The organism is Psychrobacter sp. JB385, assembly GCF_900163785.1.
GTDB lineage: Bacteria > Pseudomonadota > Gammaproteobacteria > Pseudomonadales > Moraxellaceae > Psychrobacter.
Window position 1 is genome coordinate 65,308 of record NZ_FUKN01000014.1, and the last position, 26,486, is coordinate 91,793.

A 26,486-nucleotide genomic window follows, 5' to 3' on the forward strand; every position below is an offset into this window, starting at 1 on the left:
ACCTTAAAACCATTACTCATGTGGTGTTTTTTAGAAGATGTCGCTAAAAATCCTCAGTATATTAAGCTGGGTTTGGCGTAACATGCTGACGAATTTGCTCAGCCACCAGTTCGGCATCATTGTCTAGTACCACAACGTGCTGCGGCAAACTCTCTAAACCTTCTGTATGAGCAGGACGGGCAATATCTGTCTGACCAACGGCCTCAACAATCGTATCAGCAAACTTCACAGGCAATGCCGTCTCTGCACAAATAATCACCTCATTGTCTAACTGCAATTCTTTGGCGACTTTGATACCATCAGCGGTATGAGGATCAACCAGTTCACCATACTGCTCATAAAGCGCCTTGATGGTTTGTAGACGGTTGCTGTGAGTCGATTTACCCGCAGCAAATCCGTAGCGCGTATTCACCGCTTCCATCACATCTGACAAGTCAAAACCCTTGCCTGATTTTACACCGTCGAATAACTTATGAACGCGCGCGCTGTCTTTATCCAGCAATAGATAGACAAAACGCTCAAAGTTAGAAGCTTTGGAGATGTCCATTGAAGGGCTTGAGGTGACGTAGGTTTTTTCCGTCGGGCGTGGTTGGTACGCGCCTTTATTAAAGAAGTCGTTTAAGACATCGTTTTCATTAGTGGCAACGATCAAACGCTCGATTGGCAACCCCATTTCACGCGCGATGTGACCGGCACAAATATTACCAAAGTTACCAGATGGCACGCTGAAACTGACGGTTTCATCATTACTGGTCGTCACCGCAAAATACGCTTTAAAGTAGTAAACGATCTGCGCCAGTATGCGTCCCCAGTTGATGGAGTTGACCGTACCCAAGCTATAGGCGGCTTTGAACTCAGCGTCTTGTTGCAGCGCTTTGACGATATCTTGGCAATCATCAAACATACCATCGATAGCAATGTTATGAATATTACTATCGGTCAAGCTGTACATCTGCGCGCGCTGAAACTCACTCATCTTGCCATGCGGTGATAGCATAAAGACTTCGATATTGTCTTTACCACGTAAGGCATATTCTGCTGCACTACCCGTATCGCCACTGGTCGCACCAATGATGGTGATACGCGCGTTTTTTCTTTTGAGTACATATTCAAAAGCGTTGCCCAAAAACTGCATGGCCACGTCTTTGAACGCCAGCGTTGGACCGTTCGATAAACCTAAAATGTATAAATTGTCTTCAAGCTTACGGACAGGAACAATGTCGTCAGAGCCAAATACATCAGCGGTATAAGTACGCTCAATGATGTCTTGCAAATCAGCCACAGGAATATCAGTCGCAAAACGCTTCATGATTGCCATCGCAAGCTGTGGATAGCTAAGTGTGCGCCATTCATTAAGCGTGGCACTATCAATATTTGGGTAGTGTTCAGGCAGCATTAAACCACCATCTGGTGCAAGCCCCATCAAGAGCACATCACTAAAATCCATTGGCGCTGTCTGACCACGGGTACTGATATATTTCATTAGAATGTCCTGTTTATTCTGCTAATTACTTATCCATTTTATAGAATAGACCTTATAGAGCTTAACTGTCTATATTCCTAAAACCTCTACACTTGAACCTTTAACTTGCACTACCTGATTATTACTAATAGGGATAATTGGGAGCTTTCCCTTATATTCCTTGATTATTTGCTCAACATCATCTTTAAATGGGTTATTACCTTTATGAGGTACTATATAAGAATCAAATAGACCTAGTCCACTGTAGTCAGTTAAAGTTTTAGCTTTACTCTTGTCATCCATTTTCGATACGTATTCAATGTTTTTAGCCATTACAATAGAGCCAGCAGAAGCACCAATGTAAGGTTTTCCCGCTTGAATCGCTTCTAATAGGACTTGGTCAGCACCCGAGCTTCTCAATTCTTGTAATAAATAAAAGGTATTACCACCCGAAATATAAATAAAATCATTGCTTCTTATGATTTGAGCGATATCTTCCTTAAGATACTGAGATACATCTAAATCTACAACTTTGATACCGAGTAGTTGAAAAGCATTTCTATCATTTTCAACATAATCTTTGTACTCTTCCACAACACTTGCTGTAGGTATAAAGGTTACGCTTTTATTTTGCAACGGCTGCCCAATAAAATCTTCTAGATGTTGATAAGTATCCGATAAAGAAGAGGATAAAAATAGTTTTTTCACTTTGATTTCCTTGCTCAAACTTTCTTCTGCAACAACGCATAATAAAAGCCATCGCCGCTGGTGCCATCAATCGGTAAGCACTGGCGACCAATCGTTTGCGCGATACCCCAATTGCAATCCTCGGTAAATTCAATCGCGACGGCATCGTCATGATGCTTGATAAAGTCCTGCATTTGCTCGACGTTTTCTTGCTTTAAGATAGAGCACGTCACATAGAGCAAATAACCACCTGCTTTTAATTGTGGCCATAAATTGTGCAAAATATCGGCTTGCAAAACGGCCGTTTGCTCAATATCTTCCTCAGTACGCAAAATACTGATATCAGGATGACGGCGGATCACGCCCGTCGCGGTACAGGGAGAATCCAGCAATATGGCATCAAACACTGCTTCGCTGGCATCTTTTTTACTAGCAGATTGCCATCTAGTGGCGTCCGCACACACGATATTGAGGGCAATATTGGTGGTTTCAGATTGCGTTAAGTCTTGTTGCGTTAAGTTCAAACGCTGCAAATTGTCATAAATACGTTCGATACGCGGCGCTTCGTTATCGATAGCGGTCAGCTTAATACTAGACACTGGCGACGTACTTTCTGAATCCGTTTGTTTCACGTGAAACAACGGCGATTGTTCTGCTGAATTTAACAGCTCTAACCAATGAGCAAGCTTGCCACCAGGGGCAGCACAAGCATCTAAGATATGTAACTCATGGCTCTTTTCATTATCGCTAGCATCAGAACTTTCAGCGCTAAGCTTAGCCATCAAGGCTTGATTAATAATCGGTGCGGCAAGCTGCGCATGCATATCCTGTACGCTAGCAGCGCCGTCAGCGAAATGAGGCAGCGCATTTACGGCAGTGCTCTGATGCAGTCTTAATCCTGTCGTCGATAGCGTCGCCACTGATGCGTTCGATAAACGGATACCGCTCATCAGCTCAACCAAGTCTGCGTCAATCTCCGCCCCATCCAATGTGTGCTGATAATCTTCTACTGAGCCAACAGCCGTATTCACTCGTAAAAACATTGGTGCCGCTTGGCGGAGGCCTTGAGTCAGCTCATCATACTGCTCACTCCAATCCTGCTTGAGCTGATAAGCGAGCCAGTTTGGCAAGCTGTGTTTTTTATCACATTTCTTACGGAATTTGCTGGGATTTTTAGCGACTTTACGTAAAATAGCATTCACCAGACCACTAGCATGAGCAAACTCAATCTCTTTAACCGCTTCCACCGTTTCATGAATGGCCGCATGATCGGCCACTTCTAAATACAATAATTGTACCAAGCCCACTTGGATCGTCGTACGAACTTCAACTTCGTCAATCGGATTGTCCGCTAAGGTATCGAGCAGACGTGCAAGCGCGTGCCACTGACGTAGCGTCGTGAGCAACAACGCGTGCGCAAAGCCTTTATCACCATCGTGCAAGCTGTTCAATAAGGGATCAAGCACGCTTGAGAGGGACTGACCGTTCTGTATGGCCAATAAGGTGCGAATCACACGCACGCGCACGCTGCCGTTCATGATTAGGTTGCTTGACGGCTTCAGCTTATTGTTTCTCGGCGCATTGTTTTTAGACGTGCTGCTGGTGTTTCTCATTAAATTGGATTTCCTTGACGTATGATTGATAACGCCTTATGCAAGTAAGATGAAATGTGGTTAGCGCTATTTTGATTCTGCTGTGAGCTGATCGCCATCGTTGAGCTGATTGCCATGACAGACTTGTTCAGCCGTCATCGGCTTGCCACCAGCGAACTGTAAGTTCGTAATAGCCAACGTACTAGCGCTCTTCTGAGTAGTTTCTTTACCGCAGGCCACCAAGATTGCCTTGCGTCCAACGCTCACGACGGTACCAGCAGGCTTATCTGTTTGCTGCGTTGTATTAACAGGTAATGCCGAGAGTATTTTGACGCGTTGCCCGTCTAAAAAAGTGTAGGCACCCGGCCATGGCGTCAATCCGCGAATTTGACGTTCAATCGTAGCAGCAGGTTGTGTCCAATCAATCTCGCCTTCGGTTTTGATCAGCTTTTCGGCATAATTGGCTTGCGTGTCATCTTGAGCTGTTGCTTGTGCCTGATAATGGGATAGATCTTTCAATACCGTGGTAATCGCAGTTGCCCCAAGCGTGGCCAATTTATCGTGCAGACTCGATGCAGTATCTTCTGCTTCAATGGGACAACTGACCTTATACAGCATATCGCCTGTATCAAGCCCTTTATCCATTTGCATGATGGTAATACCCGTCTCATCATCTCCTGCCAGCAGCGCACGGTGGATAGGCGCCGCACCGCGCCAGCGTGGCAACAATGAGCCGTGAATGTTTAGGCAACCATGGGTAGGCGTGGTCAATACACCAATCGGTAAAATAAGACCATAGGCTGCCACAATCATGACGTCAGGCTGATACGTCCGCAATGTCTGACGTGCCGCCATGCCCTCCACGCTAGATTTTTTGAAAGTAGCTGGCTGTTCGACTGTTACATCATGGTGTAATGCGACTTGCTTAACTGCCGACGCAGACAGTTTTTGACCACGTCCTGCTTTACGATCAGGCTGTGTATAGACGGCGACGATGTCTATATTCAGCACGTCTTGCTGACTGATGAGCGACTCCAGACTGATCGCCGCAAATTCAGGCGTGCCAGCGAACACCACTCTCAATCGTTGATCAGATGCAAGATGGTTGGTAGGAAGAGAAGCAGACAAATCAGAGACCGCAGCAGTCGTAGTCGAAGCACTTGTAATCATAATCAGGCAGTATATGTGGGTGATTCCCCATTATAGGGGAGTTTGCAATGTTGTGCCATGATTGTAATAGCAGCAATCGGACGTGACTAATGACACTGTTTGTCTTTATAATAAAAAAACCTGAATGGATTCGGCAGATCCTATATCACGCTGAGCTTATTATTTATTCATAGTGCCTTTTTGTGTCGACATAGGACCACGCTTTCATGCAACAGTTTCAGTCCTTACAACGCTTAATTCTATTTTATGGACTGACGGTGCTAGTGATGCTTGCACTGTATTACTTCACACTTTTTTATGATATAAAGCAGCACAATGAAGAACAGAGTGTCGATACGTTTCATGCCTTACAGCACGAAATCACCAATCATACCATCCCAGTAAACACTGAGATCAAAACGCTTTTGGAACAACCATCATTTGAAGATATCAGTTATCAGCTGATTTTTATGATGCCCTCTGGGCAGACGTATATTCATCGGCATGTCCGTTCTAATGAGCCGGCATTTGCCACTGTCACTTTTCCTATTATCCTCTCGCCCTTTGATGATAAAAGTCATAGCGCTTATACGCTAAGCAATCGCACCCTAACAGGCACTATTAAGCTCAAAAGTGGCCACCAAGTCTATATCATATTGCGTCATAAGCCGCTTGCTATTAACTGGATATCTTATCGTTATTGGTTGCCACTGATGACAGCGATTATGTTTTTTATGATTGCACTTATCTATATGCTCAGTCGCCGCAATAATTGGGAGCAACTACTGAGCTACACCGAAAGTTTGAGTAGCCATGCAAAAGAAGCCTATAGCCCGCCGCCATTTTTGCACAAAAACTCTACGCCTGAGTTTTTGTATCTAGGTCATGCGTTAAGCCGCGTCAGTTATCAGCTGCACAATGACTATCGCCGTATCAAAACCCTCACTCATCGCCTTGAGCGTTTGGTCGAGCAAGCACCTTTGCCGATGCTCATGATCATGCGTCATGGTCAAATCAGTTTTTTTAACCAACGTTTTGAGCAGATTTTTATGGAATCCTCGCAAGAGGATAAGCGTTATGAGCTGACAGATTTTGTGGCGGGTAAGGACGAATCTACTCAGCAGTTGCTACAGACGTTGGCAAGCTTACGATTGACTCGTACCTTGATCGTTTATGGCTTACAAAACAGGCAAACGTACCAGCTTCACGTCACGCCTTGGTTTGGTGAACATGAGCAGATTCATGGTTTCACAGTACTGTTGAGCAACGTCCATGAATTTGCCAACCAAACCGAACAATTACAGCTACAAAATCAGCAGCTGCAACAAAAGCTTGATGAGTTGAATAAGCTGCGCTCTTTGACAGGGTATCAACTACGTATACCACTAGAAGCAATGATCGATTTGCTTGAACCAATTGATCCCTCTACCCTGACGCCAGAACGGCATGAAATCTTAAAATCACTGATCATCGCCAGTCAAAGTATGCTGACCATGCTCAATAGTACGCTCGGTATAGAAGAGGTGGAAGTCAGAAAAACGCGGCTTACTATCGAGCCAATAGATATCTATAAGCTGGGACAAGAGATCAACAACCTAGTCATCAATAATGCGCGGCAGCAAGGCATAGAATTGATTTATTTCTTTATGCCAGACTGTCCACGTTGTATCCACACTGATGACATTCGGCTACGCCAGATACTGTTGAACTTATTAAAAAATGCCATAAAATTCACCACTTCAGGCCATGTCTCTCTCATCATTGATCGCGTGACCAAAGCTCAGGTTATGGAAATTGGTAGAGATCACGTGTTGCCCTCCAATAAGAACGTGTTAGTAGAACCATCGTCTCACTGGGTCCGTTTTAGTATCGAAGATACAGGCATTGGCATATCAGCAGACAAACAGAAAACGCTGATGACAAGCCTTTTTCAAAACAATCAACAAGCTCATGAGCGCATAGAGCAAAATACCGTTACGACAGGGATTGGTTTAAACAATGCCAATAGCTTTGCTCAGTTACTGGGCGGTTTTATTGAATTAAAAAGTACGGTAGGTAAAGGGAGCATCTTTAACCTATATCTGCCTTGCCGTAAACCAAACTATCAACCCATTTATCACCAAAATCCCCAACTGACGAACATTCACCTCATTGCCATCGTCAATCAATCTCTGGTCGCTACAAAAATACAGCGCTTGTGCACCTATTTGTCTGTGTCGACCACTATTTATACCTCTACAGACTTGGCTGCTATCCAATCACTCACCGACAAATTGGCGCAGATACACCCAACACTGGTGCCGATAGTGCTATTGGATTATGAATACTATGAGACGATTACCACCCCCATCGTAATAGACACGTCAGACGAGCATGGCACAGAACATCAAAATCTAGAAACTATCAATATAGAATATGATGTAGTAGAACCTACAAAAATGGCAGGCGAAGCATCGAGTAATCGTGACAGACAAGAGGCTTTAAACACCTTACTCACTCACCCATCGCTACCAAAAATATTGTTTAGTATAAAACCTGAGCGCCGTATCCCCTCTGTGCTGCTAGGCAAATACGATGGTTTTTTGAACAAACCGCTGGACATGACGCTATTGCTCTCTGAGATGCTGCGCTTGACCTCGGCAGCCAGGCAAAAACTGGTTCAACCTTTGGAACATGAAGAAAGCAGCACTCAGCTGCTAACCATAGCAAACAAATTGGGCAGTGTTTTTCCTAATGAAGAAGCACCCCTTCCACTGGTTTTGGTGGTGGAAGACAGTCCAACCAACCAAAAAATAACCTGCAAAATGCTCACCAAACTGGGCTATCGTAGTATCGTTGCGGAGGACGGTCAGCAAGCGCTCGACTGTCTAAAGAGTCAGCGTGATGAGATTTTATTGATTTTGATGGACTGTCGAATGCCAGTCATGGATGGTTTACAAGCCACTCAAGCGATCCGTGCGCAAGGTGATAATATTCCTATCGTTGCGCTCACTGCAAACAATACCCAAGAGGATCGCGAGGCTTGCATACAGGCAGGTATGGACGAGTTTTTAACCAAACCCATTAATAAAGAAGCGCTAGTGACGGTTTTACAGGCTTTTATAACAGCATCCTAAACAACCTTTCGACTAGCGACTCACAAAAACATAATTTAATCCTAATAGGGATGGATTGGCACTCTACCAAAAAGTTTATTTCATAAAGCCGTTATCTGCTAAGAAAGCTTCTGTAATTTGGCTTTGCGGGCTTGGTGCATTCATGCCACCAGTTTGCGATTTGCTCAATAAGCGCTCTAAGTAACGCGCGACGATATCCACCTCGATATTGACCTTATTACCAACCAGCCAATGCTGAGCGATATTGGTGAATTGGGCCGTGTGCGGGATGATGTTTAAAGAGACGATATTGTCGCGTACAAGATTAGTCGTTAAGCTGATACCATCAACGGTGATAGACCCTTTGGTGGCTGTATAATGCGCAAGTTCTTGCGGTATCTCGATTTCGATATAGATGGACCGTGCGTCTTGTTGTAGTTTACTAACGATGCCGACGCCATCTACATGACCTGCAACGATATGACCACCGAAGCGCGTGGTGGGTAGCATGGCTTTTTCTAGATTGACTGTATGACCTGCTTTCAGCGTTTCTAATGCGGTACGGGCGATAGTTTCACGTGAAACATCAACAGAGTAGTGATTACTACCAAAATCTACAACGGTAAGGCAAATACCATTTGAGGCAATAGAATCTCCCAGTTTCACATCACTAAAGTCCAATTCGTCTGACTCTATTGTCAAACGTATGTCGCCACCCGTCGGTTGCATAGACTTCACTTTTCCAACACTCTCTATAATTCCGGTAAACATACAGACCTCATCTTGTGGTGATATTGTCATGATAGACACTATATCTTGATTTTTATCTATCGTAGCTGTAAATGGCGTACTTCTATCTTTAGGAAGATATACCGTTTTTCAAGCGTATTAGGGGGATAAGTTGTGGATAAGTAAAAATAGATAAGACTTTAAACCAATGAAAATTGGTCTTATTTAAAAGTTATCCACAAATTGGTTATATTTTCAAACTTGTAAGGTATAGAATTAATACAAGCTTAAGACATTGATAATTATAAATTTTTTGTCAATTCTGTATATAAAAATCTTTATATAAGTTTCATGTGAAACAAAGTTATACACAGTTTCATGTGAAACCTATTGTCCCTATTACGATTTATCCACATTTAAGGCGCACTGTCCGTAGATTGTGGATAAATATCTTGAAACCAATAAACTTAGAGTCACATTTCAATCTATAACGGCAATAGGGTTAGTTTCATATCATGCCCTATCTTTTCATGACTCGCTATCTCAAACCGTAATTGCTGTGCTAAGCTCAACGGATTGAACTCGACCATGGCTCTTGCTGCATTGCCCAATACACAAGGTGCTTGATAAACAACTAACTCATCGACCAACTGCTGACTTAAGAAACTGCCCGCAATACCAGCGCCCGCCTCTACTAAAACATCATAACAGTGATGCTCGCTCACCAGATTTTTTAGTAGAGCGGTCAAATCATCAGTACGCCAATAAAGCGTCTCTGAAAGACGGCAGAGCTGATACTCAGAATGTGGGTTATGGCTCAACCGTTGCCGTCTGTCCAGCACAATGACTTTCGGCGTTGGTATTTTATCTAACGAAACGCCCAAGTGCGTAGAGCGTACGTTGAGCTGAGGATCATCAGCAATGACGGTTTCACTGCCAGTGATGATAGCGCCACTGCGTGCACGTAATTCTTGCACATCTTCGCGAGCGGCGGCTGAGGTAATCCATTTTGATTTACCTGAAGCCATTGCCGTACGACCATCTAGACTGGTTGCTATTTTTAGGCGCACATAGGGCATCTGAGTACGCATGGCTTTTAAAAACCCGCGATTAAGCGCTTCTGCTTGCGCGGTTAGGACGCCCACTCTAACCTCGATTCCTGCCTGCTGCAAGATATCTACACCGCGACCTGCGACCTGCGGATTGGGGTCAAGACCTGCAATCACGACACGTTTTATGCCTGCTTTGATCAGGGCCAGTGCGCACGGCGGCGTACGTCCTGTATGACTACATGGCTCTAATGTCACATATGCCGTCGCACCGATAGATTGCGCACCTGCGTCTTTGATTGCAAATACTTCTGCATGTGGCTCACCCGCTTTGGGATGAAACCCTTGGCCCACGATTGTTTCTGCCTGAACGATGACACAGCCAACAGCTGGGTTGGGTCTTGTGGTATACAAACCATGCTTGGCTTGCTCAATGGCAAGCATCATAAAGTAACGGTCTTGAGCATCTAGAGCGTGGTTTTGAGTTGGCATAAAGGTGGCTTAAAAGAGTTGGCGAGTGTGGTTGAGAAAATGGTGCTTTGAAAAAAGTATGGGCTCAAAAGTATCTAAAACAGAGAGGCACTTTTCATCAAAAGATAGTCCAATCATAAGACGATACTCACCCACGCTTTAGTCTTTTTCATTGGGGCGAATATTGGCGATTTCTTGATGAAAGGCATCGATGTCTTGAAAATCACGATACACGCTGGCAAAGCGTACATAGGCGACATCATCCAATGCTTTGAGCTCACTCATGATGATCTCGCCCAAGACTTTACTGCTAATCTCACGCTCACCCATTTGTCTGACGCGCTTCTCAACACGGCTAATCATTGCCTCTTGCTCATCAATAGTAATTGGACGTTTTTGCAGTGGCAATAAAATAGAGCGTCGCAATTTTTCATTGTCGTAAGGCTCAATTTTGCTACTTGATTTGATGATTCTTGGCATCACTACCTCGACCATCTCAAAAGTGGTGAAGCGCTCTTGGCAACTGTTGCAAGAGCGGCGACGGCGAACTTGCGCCCCTTCCGCAGCAAGGCGCGAGTCGATAACCTTCGTGTCTGACGCATTACAATACGGACAGTGCATTCCATCTTCCTTATTATGTTAAGAGCAAGTACCGCACTTACTGGATTATCGTTATCAATCGACTTACCCAAGCGGCATGTCTATGAATTATTTGCCAATACAGAAGCTACCAAATATCTTACCGAGTAAATCATCTGCGCTAAATTCGCCCGTGATCTCACCCAGACTCTGCTGTGCTTGACGTAAGCTTTCAGCAACTAGTTCACCTGCCATAAATACGGTGAGCTGCTCGTGTGCCTCTGCCAAATAATCTGCCGTTCTTCGTAGCGCATCTATATGACGCGTGCGAGCAATTAAGCTGTTCTCTGGTGGGTGAAACCCTACCTTGGTACATAGCGCCTCAATCAGTGTATCAATACCAGCACCTGTTTCACATGAAACATTGACTTGCTCATATCCTCGACTTTCTATTTGTTTTTTTGAAGCAATCGCGGTTTTTTCGGTGTAACTGTCACTTAGTAAGTCGCTTTTATTGGCAATGATCAACAGGCGCTTGGCTTCTGGTAGCGCTCCAAACAACTGCTCAGCAAGCTGTAGTGGAGTACTTTCTTCTTCCAGATCACGGGTCACATCGTAGACCATCAGCAGCATATCAGCTTGAGTAATTGCCGTACGCGCACGCTCAATACCAATGCGCTCAACCGTATCCTCTGTTTCGCGCAGGCCGGCAGTATCGGTTAAATGTAATGTCAAACCATTGAGCACAACCGTCTCTTGTAGCGTGTCACGAGTGGTACCAGCCACATCGGTCACAATCGCTCTCTCTTGCCCTGCCAATCGATTGAGTAGGCTTGATTTACCTGCATTTGGTCTGCCTGCCAATACCACATGGATACCATCACGTAATAGCTGACCTTGTTTGGCAGTCGCCAATACTTGCTGAATCTTAGCCTGTGTTTGTTCAAGATTATTTTGTATGACGCCATCAGACAAAAAATCCACATCCTCTTCATCTGGAAAATCAATCGCTGCTTCCACATGCAAACGCAAGTGAATCAGCTGCTCTAACAACTGATTGATTTTTTGAGAGAACTCACCACTTAAAGAGCGAATGGCACTACTGGCAGCTGCCGCACTGGTCGCATCAATCGCATCGGCGATCGCCTCTGCCTGTACCAAATCCAATTTATCATTGTCAAAAGCACGATAAGAGAACTCTCCTGCACTTGCTTGTTTTGCACCCAGCTCAAATACACGTGCAAGCAACTGATTCTGTAGGATCATGCCACCATGACCCTGTAGCTCAATCACATCCTCGCCAGTGAATGAATGCGGGCCTTTAAAATATAACACCAACCCTTCATCAATGACGGTACCATCAGCCTGATAAAAGCGGCAAAAACTGGCCATACGCGGTGTAAAAGCAGATTTACCAGTGAGGGTACAAGCCATTTCGTAGGCACGGACACCTGATAAACGAATAACACCGACCCCACCACGACCAAGCGGCGTTGCAATGGCAGCAATCGTGGTCGCTCCAGATGAATCAGATTTTTCAGACGAATGGGGTACGGTTAATGCCCTCTCTAAGGAATCCACAATCACTCTCAGTAGCTAAAAACCCCATTATAGACGGCTGGATGCAGACTGACAAAGCAAACTTTGAAAGCTTGTGCAATCATCGATGTTTTTGCGTGTATGTTGATAAGCTGTGGATAAAGTTTAAGTTGTGGATAGAATTGTCGCCTATAAAAAAACCACCGCATAAGCGATGGTTTTTTATATTGTTACGAGCTTGTCAGTTAATCGAGCACCTTAACCGTACGACGTTTTTGCTCTTCTTCAACTTTTTTATTGACGATATATTGCTGGGTCATGCTGAATAAGTTGTTCACTGTCCAGTACAGTACCAAACCAGCTGGGAAGAATAGCATGAAAGCGGTGAAGATAATCGGTAGGAACTTCATCACTTTTGCTTGCATTGGATCCGCGGGCTGTGGGTTCAGCTGTTGCTGTACAAACATCGACGCACCCATCAGTAACGGTAGGATAAACCATGGATCCATCGCTGACAAATCCTGAATCCATAGAATCCAAGGGGCGTGACGTAGCTCAACACTTTCAACCAATACCCAATACAAGGCTAAGAAAATCGGCATCTGCATCAAGATTGGCAAACAACCTGCCATCGGATTGACTTTCTCTTCTTTGTAGATAGCCATCATTTCTTGAGACATCTTCATGCGATCGTCGCCATGCTCTTCTTTTAATGTCTTTAGTCTTGGTGCAATAGCGCGCATTTTTGCCATTGAATAGTAGCTCTTATTAGAGAACCACATCAAAGCAATTTTAACCAAAATGGTCAGTATGATGATTGACCAACCCCAGTTACCAACAACTTTATGCACACCTTCCAAGATAGCAAACAAGACTTTTGATATTGGCCAAAGTAGACCGTAATCAACCGTTTTATTGAGACCAACAGCGACGTCTTTAAGCTCAGACTGTACTTTTGGACCAGCATACAGCGTGGCATTCAACGTGATTTGCTTGTTTGGTGCTACATTGACTGGCTGACTATTGAAACCAATAAAGTAATCGTTGCCAGTCTCGCGGCTAAAGAACTTACCTGTAAAGTTTTCAGGGGTCCATGCAGAAACGAAATAATGCTGTACGATCCCAACCCAACCTTTATCACTGGTTGTGTTTAACTCACCATCGCTGAAGTTTTTAAATTTCAGCTTATTATAAGGATCGTCAGGCGTACCCCAAGCTCCGCCCAAATAGGTCGCCATGCTCAGCGCACCTTTATCAGACATACCAGGATCTTTACTATCATCACGTTTTAGCTGTGCAAACATCTGGCCTTGCCACGCATTGGTAGAGGCGTTTTGAATTTTATAGCTAATATCAATCGGATATTTGTTGGCAGTGAAAGTAAAGGTCTTAGTGACTGTCACGCCGTCTTTTTTGTAAGTCAGCGGCACAGACAGGGTTTGCTGCCCTTCTTCCATTACATAGTTATTTGCTGTATGGCTATAAATAGCACGGCCATCTGCTGTATCGATACCGTTTGGACCAATAAGACCAGATTGAGCCACATACACGCGATTACTATTGTTTTCTAGCAATACGAAAGGCTTTTCGCTATTGAGCGTTGCGTTATATTGTTTGAGAGCAGCATAAACAATATCACCGCCTTCTGGACTGATTTTTATATCATAGCGATCGGTGGTTACCGTGATCAAACCTGTGTCTTGAGCAGAAGCAGGGGTAGCCGTCACAATGTCATTACCGACAGGTTGTGTCTGTGCCGGAATATCCCCTGCGGCCCCAGTGGTAGAAGGAATGTCAGCACCTACTGAAGCAGTCGTTTCTGGCACCGCATCTACAGCTGGCGCATCGGCATAATCATCTCGCCATGCCAAAATCAGCAGATAAGCGGTGATTAACATCGCAATGATGATCATCACCCGAAATATCTTTTGCATAAACCTTTCCTAGATTAAAAAATTAGGGAATGAAAAATTAGGGCATGTGTCATGACCACCCACCCTGATCGTCTTGAGATGTGACAACAGTTTTGGCAGTCATTTACATAAAATGTGCATCATTTTACTAAAAATCTGCTTTAAATGATACCAAGAGTGTGGATAACTTGTGGGTAACTTATTAATCACAATACTAAAATAAGCCACGCCTTGCTATGAGTGCACTTTCATCATGTGGTTTAGACGACAGACATAACTGTTGTGGTCTCTATACACACCTAGTCCGTGGTTAGTTATGTGTGAAGAAACCGTATAGGGAAGATAACGATACTGATAAGACGCCAAAGGTAGAGGAACAAAATCAATCCCATGTCCCCCCAGTGGATGGCACCTGCTGATACGTTTTAATAATAGCCAACTGCCAGCCCAAACCCCATGCCATAACAATGCCTGTTTGCCATAATTTGAGCACGTTGGATAGTAGCGACAACGTGCAGGTAAAATAGGACTTATTATCTTTTGATAAAAAACAATAAAATTAAAAAATAATTTAAAAAACAAAATTTTTATTTTATTAATTAAAAATTTCATTTTATTTTTTTTCTATTTTTTTAAAAATATTATTTATCTGAATTTTTAATTCTTTATTATCTATATCATTTATTGATTTTTTTACGATAAAAACAATATCTTTATTTTCTATATTTAATGCTTTAGTGCGAAATTGTTCACGTATTTGACGTTTGATAAGATTACGAGCCACAGCGGTAGGTACTTTACGTTTGGTAATGGCCATGCCCACGCGTGGTTTCTCTTCGTTATTAGCGCGTACAAAGGCCATCAGATGGCTCTGATGAAGCTTGCGCTCTGGGGCGTCAAATACTTCACGGAAAGCTGCTGGTGTGAGTAAGCGCTGCTCTTTAGTGAAACGAGCGGTAGGTGTAGCTGAAACAGTATTGGACATAACACAACCTAGTGTAAGAGCGAATGACAAGTTTGTGAATAATAGCAAAAGATAGAGACAAAAAAAGCGCCTATGTGGGCGCTTTTAATATATGGCTACGTATCAATGTTCAGTGTATTGATTGACTATCACTATCGATAGATGACAAGAACACGATAAGCGTTACAGGCCATACGTATCGTAATTTACTGATTATACAGTAAGACGATGACGTCCTTTAGCGCGGCGACGGGCCAAGACCTGACGGCCTTTTTTAGTTGCCATACGAGCACGGAAACCGTGAGTACGTTTACGCTTGATCACGCTTGGTTGGAATGTACGTTTCATAACTCACCTATCAAAATAATGGACTAAATTCGTAATAACGGAGGATTATATCATTCCATAAGGTATTGGTCAATAAAGTAATTTCACTTAGATATTCATCTGGCTTTTTATAATGGATGAGATTTATCGATTACTGATTAGCTGTCTGATTATTTACTCATAGATAACGCTTGTCATTTGATTCAATTCTAGAAGTTATCCACAGTTTACCTCGAACTCTATAATAATAATTTAATTAATATATATAGATATTGTTGTTATTGGGAGCCTTATTTTCTGTGGTTAACTCTAATTTTTCTTTATTTATCAAAATACTATGCTATGGGTAAGCCTGTGGATAAGCTGTGGGTTAAATATGGATAACTTGGTGTCTATAGTTATCCCCAAAACTATCCACAGTCTTATCCACAAAAAACAAGGTGTTATCCACAGGCTGATTATGGTAGATTAGCGTCCTATTGGATAAACGATTTTATATCGTTTGCTAATTGAGCTTTTTGAGTCATTACTTGTGGGTAGCATTCGAGACTCAGTAATAGCTTAGACGGTTAAAATCCATCTATTGTTTAGATTATAGGGTTAATACTTTTCATGATAGACACAGCAAATATCTGGGACAAATGTCTAAACGACTTACGCTATAACGTAAAAGACAATGTATTCACGATGTGGTTGAGACCATTGTCCGCACATCAAGAAGCGCAAACGTTGATTATACTTGCCCCTAATGATTACTTTGTCACTTACATCAAAAAAAATCATTTACAAGACATTCAGCAACTGGTTGCTAAACACAGCCAAGGCAGTATTGAAGAAGTTGTTGTACGTGTTGATAACGCCGACCGTGATAGAGACGACAGTAGTCAATCGCAGTCTGGGTCTTTGTTTGCTGAGGAGGTGCCCTCCCCTACCCTTACAGAAGACAAATTTGAAACCATTCATCACAACAATGCCAAAGCCGATATAGATGCCAACATGCGTCATGCAGAGTTCTCTGACTCTACCGATGCAAAGTCGCTGAGCTATCTCAATCCTGACTTTACCTTTGAGACATTTGTCACTGGTAAGTCCAATAATCTAGCCTACAAGGCATGCTACGAGCTTAGTAAGCGTCAATCAAAAAATAGGCACAATCCTTTATTTATATATGGCCCTTCTGGTTTGGGAAAAACGCATTTAATGCACTCTGTAGCACATCGCTATTTAAAAAATAATCAAAGTTTTTATTATTTCACTTCCGAAAAATTTATTAATCAATTGGTTTATTCTTTAAGAAATAATAAAATAGAAGATTTTAAAAAGAAAATTAAAAAAGTAGATTTATTGATTGTAGATGATATTCATGTGTTAGCAGGAAAAACCAAAAGTAGTAATGAGTTTTTGACATTGTTTGCTGATTTTACCAGTGGCGACAAGCAGCTAATCTTAGCGTCTGATCGTCATCCGTCACAAATGACAGAATTTGATGAACGTTTCCGATCACGTTTTTCTTGGGGATTAACGGTCGCTGTTGATCCACCAGAGATTGATACTCGAGTTCAAATTTTGCAGAAAAAAGCAGCTTCTTATGGCATGACCTTGCCCAAAGAGTGTGCCCTATTCATTGCCCAAAATGTGGTTTCTAACGTCAGACGCTTAGAGGGCGCTCTCAATCAAGTCTTTGCCAATGCCAATCTGACGGGTGCACAAATTACATTGGAGATGGTCCAATATGCGCTAAAAGATATCGTGGCTATGCGTGTGCAAGCGGTGAACATGGATAATATCCGTAAGGTGGTCGCTGAGTATTATGATGTGACAGTAAAAGACATCATGGGTCGCAAACGCACACGCAGTATTGCAAGGCCACGCCAAATCGCCATGGCCTTATCAAGAGAGTTAACGGGTGACAGTTTTCCTGAAATTGGTCAGTCGTTTGGTGGCCGTGATCACACGACAGTGATGCATGCCTGTGACAAAGTGAATGAGTTGAGAGTGGCTGATCCTTCCTTTGATAAGGACTACAAGACGCTGGCGCTTATGCTACAAGCAGGTTAATAGACAAGGCTATCGCTGTATTTTCGTCAAGACAGATGGTTTATAATATCGGACATATAAGCACACAGATACCTGATGGATTATCCTTGGTAGACAAGGTATTATTGAGTCACTATTTTATATATATACAAAAAAATCATCCAAATAAGAGTAACCAATAAGAGTAATTAAGCATGCAATTATCGATTAATCGAGAGTCGTTACTAAAAGCCATTAATTTAATTGCCAAAGCGGCTGATAAACGCCACAACATGGTTATTTTGGGCAATATTAAGCTACAGCTGTCTGAATCAGCGCTTGTTTTGACTGCCTCTGATTTGGAAGTAGAGCTGACGTCGACATTGAAATTGCCTGCGGGTGCCTGTGTAGAAGCAGGTACGACCACATTGCCTGCAACAAAACTAAAAGACATCTGTAAATCCTTACCCGCGCAAGCCCAAATCAATCTTGCTACTCAAGCCAATGAGCGTTGTCTGTTGACCAGTGGCAAGAGTCGTTTTACATTAGGCACATTACCTAGCGAAGATTATCCAAGTTTGGGCAATCCTGAGAACATCACACCGTTGAATATCAGCCGCAATCGTCTGATAGATCTGATTCATAAAACGCAGTTTGCGATGGCGATTCAAGATGTCCGTTACTATCTGACTGGTATGTTGTTTGATGTGTCGCAGCAGCAATTGACGACAGTCGCCACTGATGGACATCGATTGGCGTTAGCACGTAGCGTGATTGATGTGAATGCTGATCTTAATATGCAGTCTATCTTGCCACGTAAAGCTGTGATTGAGCTTGAACGATTGGCCTCAGAGCTTGGCAAAATGCTGGGTGAGCAAGACAATCAAGTCACGCTAAGCTTTGGTCGTGAATTCTTGCAAGTCAGCTTGCCGTTTGGTGAGGTTGATAGTGCAGGGCAGGTCAATCAAAACTTGATGGTCACTTTTACGGCTCGCCTGATCGATGGTAAGTTCCCAGACTATCGCCGTGTGATGCCGAGCAATACCGACAAGCTTGCTTTATTTAATCAAGAAAAAATGACAGATGTACTGCGCCGTGTAGCGATTTTGAGTAATGAAAAATCTCGCGGCGTCGTGTTTAATTTTGCCAGCGACGGTATGGTTGAAGTCAGAGCCAATAACGCAGAGCAAGATGAAGCGGTTGAGATGATTCAAGCAAAATATCAGGGCGAACCGATGGAGTTGTCTTTCAATGCTGCGTATTTACAAGACGTTCTTGGCGTGGTGCAAGGGGACATACAAATGCACATGAGCCAATCGAATGCTTCTGTATTGGTCAATCAGTTGAATGATGAGTTTCATCAGTATGTCATTATGCCAATGCGTATATAGTGATCTATCAATGATGTTTTGATTATCGGGAGTTGAGGCCAAAACAGTCTATGAATCTTAACCATAGTGGCTATGGTTAAGGTGCTTTATAGAAAAAGCTCAGCTCCTATAATCTCATACTTAGCTTTAAAAATAAACTTTTGTTTTTAAATTTAAATAATATTAATAGGCGGCTGTCGGTATCATGATTGAACGTCTACAAATCTCACACCTCCGTAACCTGACACAAGTCAATCTACCTTCAACAGCGTGCAACGTCATTATTGGTGTCAATGGTAGTGGCAAAACATCGTTGCTCGAAGCCATCTTCTTGTTATCAAGAGGCAAAAGTTTTCGTCATCATCAGCCCAAACGCTATATTCAGCACCATAAAAATACTGTAACGGTCCACGCTAAGATCAATGATGGCAGTACCTTAGCTATTCAAAAGCAAGCTGACGCGACGACAGTGTTGCGACTCAACCAAACCACCGTTTATAACCAAAGCATCCTAACCGAACAACTACCAACCTTATTGATCGACCCATCCACCATGGATATGTTAGAGCAGGGTAGTGCCAGTCGTCGGCAGCTGCTTGATTGGTTAGTGTTTCACATGAAACAAGGCTTTCATCCACAATGGGTAGCCTATCAGCGTCTATTAAAACAGCGCAATAGTTTGCTAAAAAAAACGCGACATTTAACCCACGTACAGCTCGCTGAGCTAAAATCGTGGGACAAGGGACTGAGCAACCATGCTGCGCTGATTCACCATTATCGCGAGCGCATATTTGAAGAATGGCAGCCTTACTTTGCCAAAAGCATTACTCAATTGTTGCCTAGCTACGCGGAACAATTAAGCTTGAGCTATAGTGCAGGCTATGACACCAGTGTCGCCCTCGATGTACAACTCAATGAGCGACTAGAGCAAGACTTACAACTGGGCTATACGCGTATTGGTAACCATCGTGCCGATATCCATGTGCATTGGCGCTCCTATGCATCAACAAAGCCTAATGATTGTCTGACCAATGAAAAGATAGATACCGATGTGAATAAAGCATTGCCAGTCTTAAAAGAGCAAGCGGCAAACGTGCTGTCTCGTGGGGAAAAAAAGCTACTGATTACCGCGCTGCGTTTGTCACAGCTACCACTACTACTGAATGACTCAGACTCAACTGTATTTACTGGTTCTGCTACCTCCCAAATTACACCAGTGGTGTTGTTAGATGACATCACTGCCGAGTTAGACGATAGAGCGATCCATATTTTATTATCGACATTGTCACAATTACCGTGCCAAGTATTTATGACCAGCTTGACTGATGATATCGTGCCTCTCGTTCAGTCACTATGGTCAACTCCTAACGTGTTTCACGTGAAACAAGGCCAAGTCTTTTTACCTTAACGTTACTCTTTTTCCTCAGACTTTCTCGTTTTAAATAGGCACGAAAACAGCCTATATCCAAACCATTGCTTCTAATAATATTTACTGTTTTCAGAGATAGGTTTAATAGCTAGAAAACTGCCAGTAAACAGTGACTTAGAAGCAAAAAAATGCTAAAATACGGCTTTATTTTTGTCCTGTTTTCAGCAAGTTGTTTGATAGCGTTATCTAGATATTTTTTATTGGCTAGAAATTTTAAGTGATTGATAAATATGATTTTTATTTCTGCTGTTTTGGCATTGTTTTATTTTAAGGTAGAGCCACTAGCATCGGATAAATGAGAGATCAACTTAAGCTTTTTAAGCTCGTCAAATATCTTCTAGAATTTTGGCTAATAGCCTTCAAAAAATAACCCCTATCAAAGTTTTTGACTATCAAAGTTAAGTCTAAAATAACGTTATAAGGCGTCGCCGTAGTGGTGCGTTAATGACAGACGGCTGATTATAGCTAGATTAAGGAATGCACATGAGTGATTCATTACCTACAGAGCGCCAGCAACTGACATCAGACAGCATTGTCGAAACGACTGCACCAGCTGCGGTTTCTGAAGGATTACCCTCTGATTATAGCTCCAAAGATATTCGTGTATTGCGTGGCCTAGAAGCGGTACGCGTGCGCCCTGGTATGTATATCGGTGATACAGACGATGGTACGGGTCTTCATCATATGGTCTTTGAGGTAGTGGACAACTCTATCGATGAGGCGCTTGCTGGTCATTGTGATCAAATTGACATCATTATCCACGAAGACGAGTCGGTTAGCGTCATGGACAATGGTCGCGGCGTACCTGTCGATATCCATCCAGAAGAAGGCGTGTCAGCGGCGCAGGTCATCATGACGGTTCTGCATGCTGGTGGTAAGTTCGATGATAACAGCTATAAAGTATCAGGCGGCCTACATGGCGTTGGGGTATCAGTCGTCAATGCGTTGTCAAAAAAACTTGAGATGAACATCTGGCGCGAAGGCTATCATTATCATCAAACGTACACCGATGGTGTGCCGGATGCAGATATCCAACAGATGGAAGCCACGGACAAAACAGGCACGCAGATTCGTTTTTACCCAAGTGCTGATGTCTTTACGGGTACGATATTTGAGTACGATATTTTGGCCAAGCGTTTGCGCGAGCTGTCGTTCCTTAACTCAGGCGTGCGTATTGTTTTGACCGATGAGCGCATTGATAAGCGTCATGAGTTCGAGCATAAAGGCGGTCTATTAGAGTTCGTCAGCTATATCAATGCTGGTAAAGATGGCGTTAATGAAGTGTTCCACTTTAACAGTCAACAAGATGATGGCATCAGTGTCGAAGTCGCGCTTCAGTGGACAGATACCTATAACGAAAAAGTATTGTGTTTCACAAACAACATCCCGCAGCGCGATGGTGGTACGCATCTATCAGGTTTTAGATCTGCCCTAACACGCGGTCTTAACAGCTATATAGATCGTGAAAACTTATTTAAGAAAGAGAAGGTCGTCGCGACTGGCGATGATGCGCGTGAAGGATTGACTGCTATCGTGTCGGTTAAAGTTCCTGATCCAAAATTCTCAAGTCAGACCAAAGACAAGCTGGTGTCGAGCGAAGTAAAATCAGCGGTTGAATCGGCAATGAGCGATAAATTCAATGATTATTTATTAGAAAATCCAAGTGCGGGTAAAGCGATTGCTAATAAGATTCTTGATGCCGCTCGCGCTCGTGATGCGGCTCGTAAAGCGCGTGAGATGACACGTCGCAAGACCACATTGGACATCGCAGGATTGCCGGGTAAATTGGCAGATTGCCAAGAGAAAGATCCAGCATTGTCAGAGCTATACATTGTGGAGGGTGACTCAGCAGGTGGTTCAGCCAAACAAGGTCGTAGCCGTAAAACGCAGGCTATCTTACCGCTAAAAGGTAAAATCCTAAACGTAGAACGTGCCCGTTTTGATAAGATGCTGTCCTCCGCTGAAGTGGGTAACTTGATTACTGCGCTTGGGTGCGGTATTGGCCCTGACGAATACAACCCTGATAAAGTCCGCTATCACAAAATCATCATCATGACCGATGCCGACGTGGATGGTTCACATATTCGTACTTTGCTATTGACTTTCTTTTTCCGTCAAACGCCTGAGCTGATTGAACGTGGTTATGTTTACATTGCACAGCCCCCGCTTTATAAAGTCAAAAAAGGTCGTCAAGAGCTGTATTTAAAAGACGATGAAGCACTTAAAGCTTACTTGCTGTCATCGACTATTGACAATACCAAACTACATATCAGTGCTGATGCCCCTGCGATTACTGGTCAGGCGCTCGAAACACTTTTAAATGACTATAACCAAACACAGCTGATCAAAGCGCGGTTGCAGATTCGTTTCCCAGCAGTGATTTTGGATGCCTTAACGCATACGCCCAAGCTTAGCACGGACATGACTTATGACAAGTCTGCCATGCAAGCTTGGAAAGACGCTATGCAGACGCAGCTAGATGCGTTTGGTAGTGAGTTAAGCCCTGAGATTGAATTGGTCAATATCCATGCGCCTCAGCCAGAGAATATGGATGCCGCGGCTTCTGATTTGTTGGGTATGACATCGGGCGTGGCTCGTTCAGAGACAGCAAATGAAGCTGAGACTGGTAACGAAGCGCTATCGACAAAAGCGCAGTGGCTCCCACGTGTCACCGTCTATGTGCATCAGCTAGCGCATCATTATCTGCTCGATTCTAGTTTTATCAATTCGGGCGAGTACAGTAAGCTGCTGCGTTTGTCTGCAGAATGGAACACGTTATTAGAAGATGATGCCTTTATTCGCCGTGAAGCCAGTGCGGGCACGACCAAAGATATCCCTATTCGTGATTTTGATTACCTCTGGCAGCAGATGATGCTTGATGCTCGTCGTGGTTTGGCTATCCAGCGCTACAAAGGGCTAGGGGAGATGAATGCTGATCAGCTGTGGGATACGACAATGGATCCAGAAAATCGTCGTATGCTGCGTGTCACTATTGAAGACGCCATCGCTGCTGACCATATGTTTACTTGCTTGATGGGTGATCATGTTGAGCCGCGCCGTATCTTCATCGAAGAGAACGCATTGACGGTGTCTAATCTAGACATCTAAGCGTCGCTTACTGGCATTTGAAATAAAAAATACCGCTCTCTTCATGAAAGCGGTATTTTTTTGTTTCACGTGAAACTTATCTATAAAGACTACTGACGACAAGAGAAGAAACAAATGATTGAAGTGTTATTACTTGCTATTGCCTTAGCAATGGATGCATTCGCTGTTGCGATTGGACTGGGTGCCAAATCGCAGAAACAAAGCCACCACTATGTCTTACGCTTGGCCATTTATGCCATGCTGTATTTTGGGATTGCACAGGGCGTAATGCCGCTGATTGGTTATCTATTGGGTGCAGCGCTGATGGGGTGGCTCGCGACTGCGGCACCTTGGATTGGCGGTATCATTCTTATCGTACTTGGCGGAAAAATGCTTTATGAAGTATTTGCTGAGGATAAGGAGGAAGAGATTGCTCATATCGCTGATGAAGTATTAGAAAACAATAACCGCCATCAAGACATCAATCATAAGACTATGCTTACCCTTGCTATTGCCACTAGTATTGATGCGATGGCTGCGGGTTTTACACTTAATCTATTGGCACTCAACGCTTGGCTGGCCTGTTTGATTATCGCCATAGTCACAGCGTTATTTAGCTTGTCAGGCGTTTATTTAGGTTGGCGCTCTGGCACATGGTTAGAAGAAAAGGCAGAAGCATTGGGTGGCTTGGTGCTCGTCGCTATCGGTATAAAAATCATGTTTTTTGGCTAATTATTCACTTTACTTTAAGCTATTTTTTAATAAAAAGCCCCACCTTGCTATCAAAGTGGGGCTTTTTGTTTCACGTGAAACTTAGGTGAAGACTGTTCTTAGTAGTCAAGCTTCTAGTGGTTACGCTTCATCAGTGTTAAAACGCCATGCCAAAACGCGTGTGTTTTTTTGACCTTGACTCATCTCAATAATGCGCATTTGAGCCACATCCAATTGTTTGAGTAAGAGCTGTAACGGTTTCACGTTTTCAGATTTTGAGACCAAAGTGGTAAACCAACCAACGTGCTCGGCAAAGTTTTGACTCTCTTTTGCCATTTTTGTCAAAAACGTAATCTCGCCGCCTTCACTCCAAAGCTCTTTATGCTGACCATCGAAGTTTAGGTTTTGTGCCGCATTGCCTGACTTGGTTGAATGACGGCTTATTTGCTCGTTCTCATTTTTGCCACGATGGCGTTGCAGATTATGCTGCTTGCGGCTATTGGCTTCCATCGCTTCTTCAAGTGAGGCGTGAAACGGTGGGTTACACACGACCACATCGAAGTAGTCTTGACGACCAATGATGTTTTTGAAGATAACATTGGGTTCAGGTTGCAGTTTTACTTTTACGGCGCTTTTTAGCTTTGGGTTGGCTTCACAAATAAGCGCTGCTGTGTTGACCGAAACGGGGTCGATGTCACTGGCGGTAAAGCGCCAACCGTAACTTTGACTACCGATAATAGGATAAATGGCACTGGCACCAGTACCAATATCGAGCGCATGGATCTCTTTACCCGTAGGCGGCGTATTATCGTCATTGATGTGTGTGGTTTGCGCCAGTAAATCGGCAATATAATGGATATAATCCGTGCGCCCAGGGATAGGCGGACACAAGTAGCCTTCAGGAATGTCCCAAAACTTCACCCCATAATAATGCGCCAATAATGCCTTATTGAGCACACGTACGGCTTGGTGGTCAGAGAAATTAATCGTCGGCTCACCTTTTGGATTGGTGATGGTGTGATCGGCAAGCTCAGGCAAGGCGCGAGTCAAAACCGCAAAGTCATAGCGACCTTGATGCGGATTGCGCGGATGCAGCTGACCGAGTTTTTTGGCAGTCTCGGGCGATCTGTTTCGGTGATTATTGGCGGTCGGGCGACGGTTCATAGGCTTACTGGTCATAGTATCGGGCTTTGATATCTGAATATAATCAACCAGTTTAGCAGATTTCACAAACAACTAATGGCTTATCGGCTACGTAAAATAAGATTTAATCCCAATACAATCATCGCTGATCCTAAGACGCGGTCTATCCAATGCTCAAAGCGCTGAAATCTTTGATGGATGGCAGGAATAGAGAGCAACATGACAACGGTGCTAAACCACGCCATCTGCAACACCATCATCCATACACCATAAATAGCCAACTGCCACAGCGGAATATCAGGCGATAACACCAACGTAAATATAGCAACAAAATAGACAGGCGCTTTTGGATTGAACACATTACAAAAAAAGCCACGGCGTAAAATAGCAAAGGGAGTTTCTGTGTTGTTTGCCGTGTCGAGCGGTGCGCGAGTCGCTATATTCTGCTGAGACAGTGCTGGCTGTGAAACGCTTATGTCTGTATCTGTTGAATGGACTACATCGGATGGCTTTTTGGGTTTGGCCCCAATACCTTGCCAACCAAGATAAATCAGATAACCACCGCCCAGCCATTTGATAGCCGTCAATAGTGGCTGCGAATGGGCAATGACGGTTGCCAATCCCAGCACCGAATAAATGACATGTATGCCCAAACCAAACGTGATGCCCAGACTACAAATCAAGCCAGTGCGCCGACCTTTTGCCAAGGTTTGTTGCGACACCAAAACGAAGTCAGGGCCAGGCGAGGCAGCCGCGAGCAAGTGGACGCTAGTGATAAGCAAAAAACCGTGCCAAAATTCCATAAAGTGCTCTGAATGACGTCTTAATTGGCTAATAGTTGCACTTATCGCAAATAGCGTCAACTTATAATATGCTGGCTATAGTCGATTCTAAATAAAACAGAACCATTATATTGCAACGCGGAACTGGTATAAGTTTTTCTTACCTGCTGTGCCTGCGCAGACAGAGGCTACGAAAAACTCATTCCAGCCCCGCTGTATCACTTTTATACCGAACTCACTATATTATAAATATCGACCCTTAGTGACTGACTATTATTAATACTGACCATCAACTATTGACCACCAACGGTCTTGATGTCATGAACGAGGCTATTGATCAACCAACACGTTGCTGCTTGTGTTCTAAAGTAAGGGTGCTATATTGAAATACC

At 43.5% G+C, this 26,486-nt stretch carries 20 protein-coding genes; 6 read left to right on the plus strand and 14 right to left on the minus strand.

Going from position 1 to position 26,486, the window contains the following annotated elements; genetic code table 11:
• Positions 1 to 61: 61 nt before the first annotated feature.
• From thrC to fmt, 4 genes are all read right to left on the minus strand, one after another.
• Positions 62 to 1,483, minus strand: a complete 1,422-nt coding sequence (thrC, locus tag CZ794_RS11395) for a threonine synthase (RefSeq protein WP_087041740.1) — start codon at positions 1,481 to 1,483, stop codon at positions 62 to 64.
• Positions 1,484 to 1,552: 69 nt separating this feature from the next.
• Complete coding sequence (locus CZ794_RS11400) at positions 1,553 to 2,170, minus strand: Type 1 glutamine amidotransferase-like domain-containing protein (RefSeq protein WP_087041741.1); 618 nt, start codon at positions 2,168 to 2,170, stop codon at positions 1,553 to 1,555.
• Positions 2,171 to 2,184: 14 nt separating this feature from the next.
• A complete protein-coding gene (locus CZ794_RS11405; protein WP_087041742.1) occupies positions 2,185 to 3,762 on the minus strand; it encodes a transcription antitermination factor NusB in 1,578 nt (525 codons plus the stop codon).
• Between the two features lie 66 nt (positions 3,763 to 3,828).
• Positions 3,829 to 4,911, minus strand: a complete 1,083-nt coding sequence (fmt, locus tag CZ794_RS11410) for a methionyl-tRNA formyltransferase (protein ID WP_087041743.1) — start codon at positions 4,909 to 4,911, stop codon at positions 3,829 to 3,831.
• Between the two features lie 206 nt (positions 4,912 to 5,117).
• Between fmt and CZ794_RS11415 the strand changes: the two genes are divergently transcribed.
• On the plus strand, positions 5,118 to 8,006 hold the full coding sequence (locus CZ794_RS11415; RefSeq protein ID WP_087041744.1) for a response regulator: 2,889 nt from the start codon (positions 5,118 to 5,120) through the stop codon (positions 8,004 to 8,006).
• 75 nt (positions 8,007 to 8,081) lie between these two features.
• Here the strand turns inward: CZ794_RS11415 and CZ794_RS11420 are convergent, their stop codons facing one another.
• The 8 genes from CZ794_RS11420 to rpmH form a co-directional block, all read right to left on the minus strand.
• Positions 8,082 to 8,756 (minus strand): riboflavin synthase, encoded by a 675-nt coding sequence (locus CZ794_RS11420; protein ID WP_087041745.1) that lies wholly within the window; start codon positions 8,754 to 8,756, stop codon positions 8,082 to 8,084.
• A 443-nt stretch (positions 8,757 to 9,199) separates the two neighbouring features.
• Positions 9,200 to 10,255 (minus strand): bifunctional diaminohydroxyphosphoribosylaminopyrimidine deaminase/5-amino-6-(5-phosphoribosylamino)uracil reductase RibD, encoded by a 1,056-nt coding sequence (gene ribD, locus CZ794_RS11425; RefSeq protein ID WP_087041746.1) that lies wholly within the window; start codon positions 10,253 to 10,255, stop codon positions 9,200 to 9,202.
• A 138-nt stretch (positions 10,256 to 10,393) separates the two neighbouring features.
• Positions 10,394 to 10,855 (minus strand): transcriptional regulator NrdR, encoded by a 462-nt coding sequence (gene nrdR / locus CZ794_RS11430; RefSeq protein WP_062845766.1) that lies wholly within the window; start codon positions 10,853 to 10,855, stop codon positions 10,394 to 10,396.
• Positions 10,856 to 10,942: 87 nt separating this feature from the next.
• Positions 10,943 to 12,322: a tRNA uridine-5-carboxymethylaminomethyl(34) synthesis GTPase MnmE gene (gene mnmE, locus CZ794_RS11435; protein WP_087042173.1), complete on the minus strand. Its 1,380-nt coding sequence runs from the start codon at positions 12,320 to 12,322 to the stop codon at positions 10,943 to 10,945.
• Positions 12,323 to 12,597: 275 nt separating this feature from the next.
• Complete coding sequence (gene yidC, locus CZ794_RS11440) at positions 12,598 to 14,286, minus strand: membrane protein insertase YidC (protein ID WP_087041747.1); 1,689 nt, start codon at positions 14,284 to 14,286, stop codon at positions 12,598 to 12,600.
• A gap of 213 nt (positions 14,287 to 14,499) precedes the next feature.
• Complete coding sequence (gene yidD, locus CZ794_RS11445; protein ID WP_087041748.1) at positions 14,500 to 14,877, minus strand: membrane protein insertion efficiency factor YidD; 378 nt, start codon at positions 14,875 to 14,877, stop codon at positions 14,500 to 14,502.
• A 1-nt stretch (position 14,878) separates the two neighbouring features.
• A complete protein-coding gene (gene rnpA, locus CZ794_RS11450; RefSeq protein ID WP_087041749.1) occupies positions 14,879 to 15,250 on the minus strand; it encodes a ribonuclease P protein component in 372 nt (123 codons plus the stop codon).
• A 192-nt stretch (positions 15,251 to 15,442) separates the two neighbouring features.
• Positions 15,443 to 15,577 carry a 50S ribosomal protein L34 gene (gene rpmH, locus CZ794_RS11455; protein ID WP_007394757.1) on the minus strand — a complete coding sequence of 45 codons (135 nt, stop codon included), beginning with the start codon at positions 15,575 to 15,577 and terminating at the stop codon, positions 15,443 to 15,445.
• Positions 15,578 to 16,168: 591 nt separating this feature from the next.
• Between rpmH and dnaA the strand changes: the two genes are divergently transcribed.
• The 5 genes from dnaA (at position 16,169) to CZ794_RS11480 (ending at position 24,190) form a co-directional block, all read left to right on the plus strand.
• Positions 16,169 to 17,614 carry a chromosomal replication initiator protein DnaA gene (gene dnaA, locus CZ794_RS11460; protein WP_087041750.1) on the plus strand — a complete coding sequence of 482 codons (1,446 nt, stop codon included), beginning with the start codon at positions 16,169 to 16,171 and terminating at the stop codon, positions 17,612 to 17,614.
• 173 nt (positions 17,615 to 17,787) lie between these two features.
• Positions 17,788 to 18,963: a DNA polymerase III subunit beta gene (gene dnaN / locus CZ794_RS11465; RefSeq protein WP_087041751.1), complete on the plus strand. Its 1,176-nt coding sequence runs from the start codon at positions 17,788 to 17,790 to the stop codon at positions 18,961 to 18,963.
• A 184-nt stretch (positions 18,964 to 19,147) separates the two neighbouring features.
• The gene (locus CZ794_RS11470) at positions 19,148 to 20,350 is read left to right on the plus strand and encodes a DNA replication/repair protein RecF (RefSeq protein WP_087041752.1); all 1,203 of its coding nucleotides are present in this window, start codon (positions 19,148 to 19,150) and stop codon (positions 20,348 to 20,350) included.
• A gap of 504 nt (positions 20,351 to 20,854) precedes the next feature.
• Positions 20,855 to 23,479 carry a DNA topoisomerase (ATP-hydrolyzing) subunit B gene (gyrB, locus tag CZ794_RS11475; RefSeq protein ID WP_087041753.1) on the plus strand — a complete coding sequence of 875 codons (2,625 nt, stop codon included), beginning with the start codon at positions 20,855 to 20,857 and terminating at the stop codon, positions 23,477 to 23,479.
• Between the two features lie 114 nt (positions 23,480 to 23,593).
• On the plus strand, positions 23,594 to 24,190 hold the full coding sequence (locus CZ794_RS11480) for a manganese efflux pump MntP family protein (RefSeq protein WP_087041754.1): 597 nt from the start codon (positions 23,594 to 23,596) through the stop codon (positions 24,188 to 24,190).
• A gap of 120 nt (positions 24,191 to 24,310) precedes the next feature.
• On the opposite strand, the gene rlmF is transcribed toward CZ794_RS11480, so the two are convergent.
• Both rlmF and CZ794_RS11490 read right to left on the minus strand, forming a co-directional pair.
• A complete protein-coding gene (rlmF, locus tag CZ794_RS11485) occupies positions 24,311 to 25,348 on the minus strand; it encodes a 23S rRNA (adenine(1618)-N(6))-methyltransferase RlmF (RefSeq protein WP_087041755.1) in 1,038 nt (345 codons plus the stop codon).
• A 65-nt stretch (positions 25,349 to 25,413) separates the two neighbouring features.
• Positions 25,414 to 26,115 carry a LysE family translocator gene (locus CZ794_RS11490; RefSeq protein ID WP_087041756.1) on the minus strand — a complete coding sequence of 234 codons (702 nt, stop codon included), beginning with the start codon at positions 26,113 to 26,115 and terminating at the stop codon, positions 25,414 to 25,416.
• Between the last annotated feature and the right edge of the window lie 371 nt (positions 26,116 to 26,486).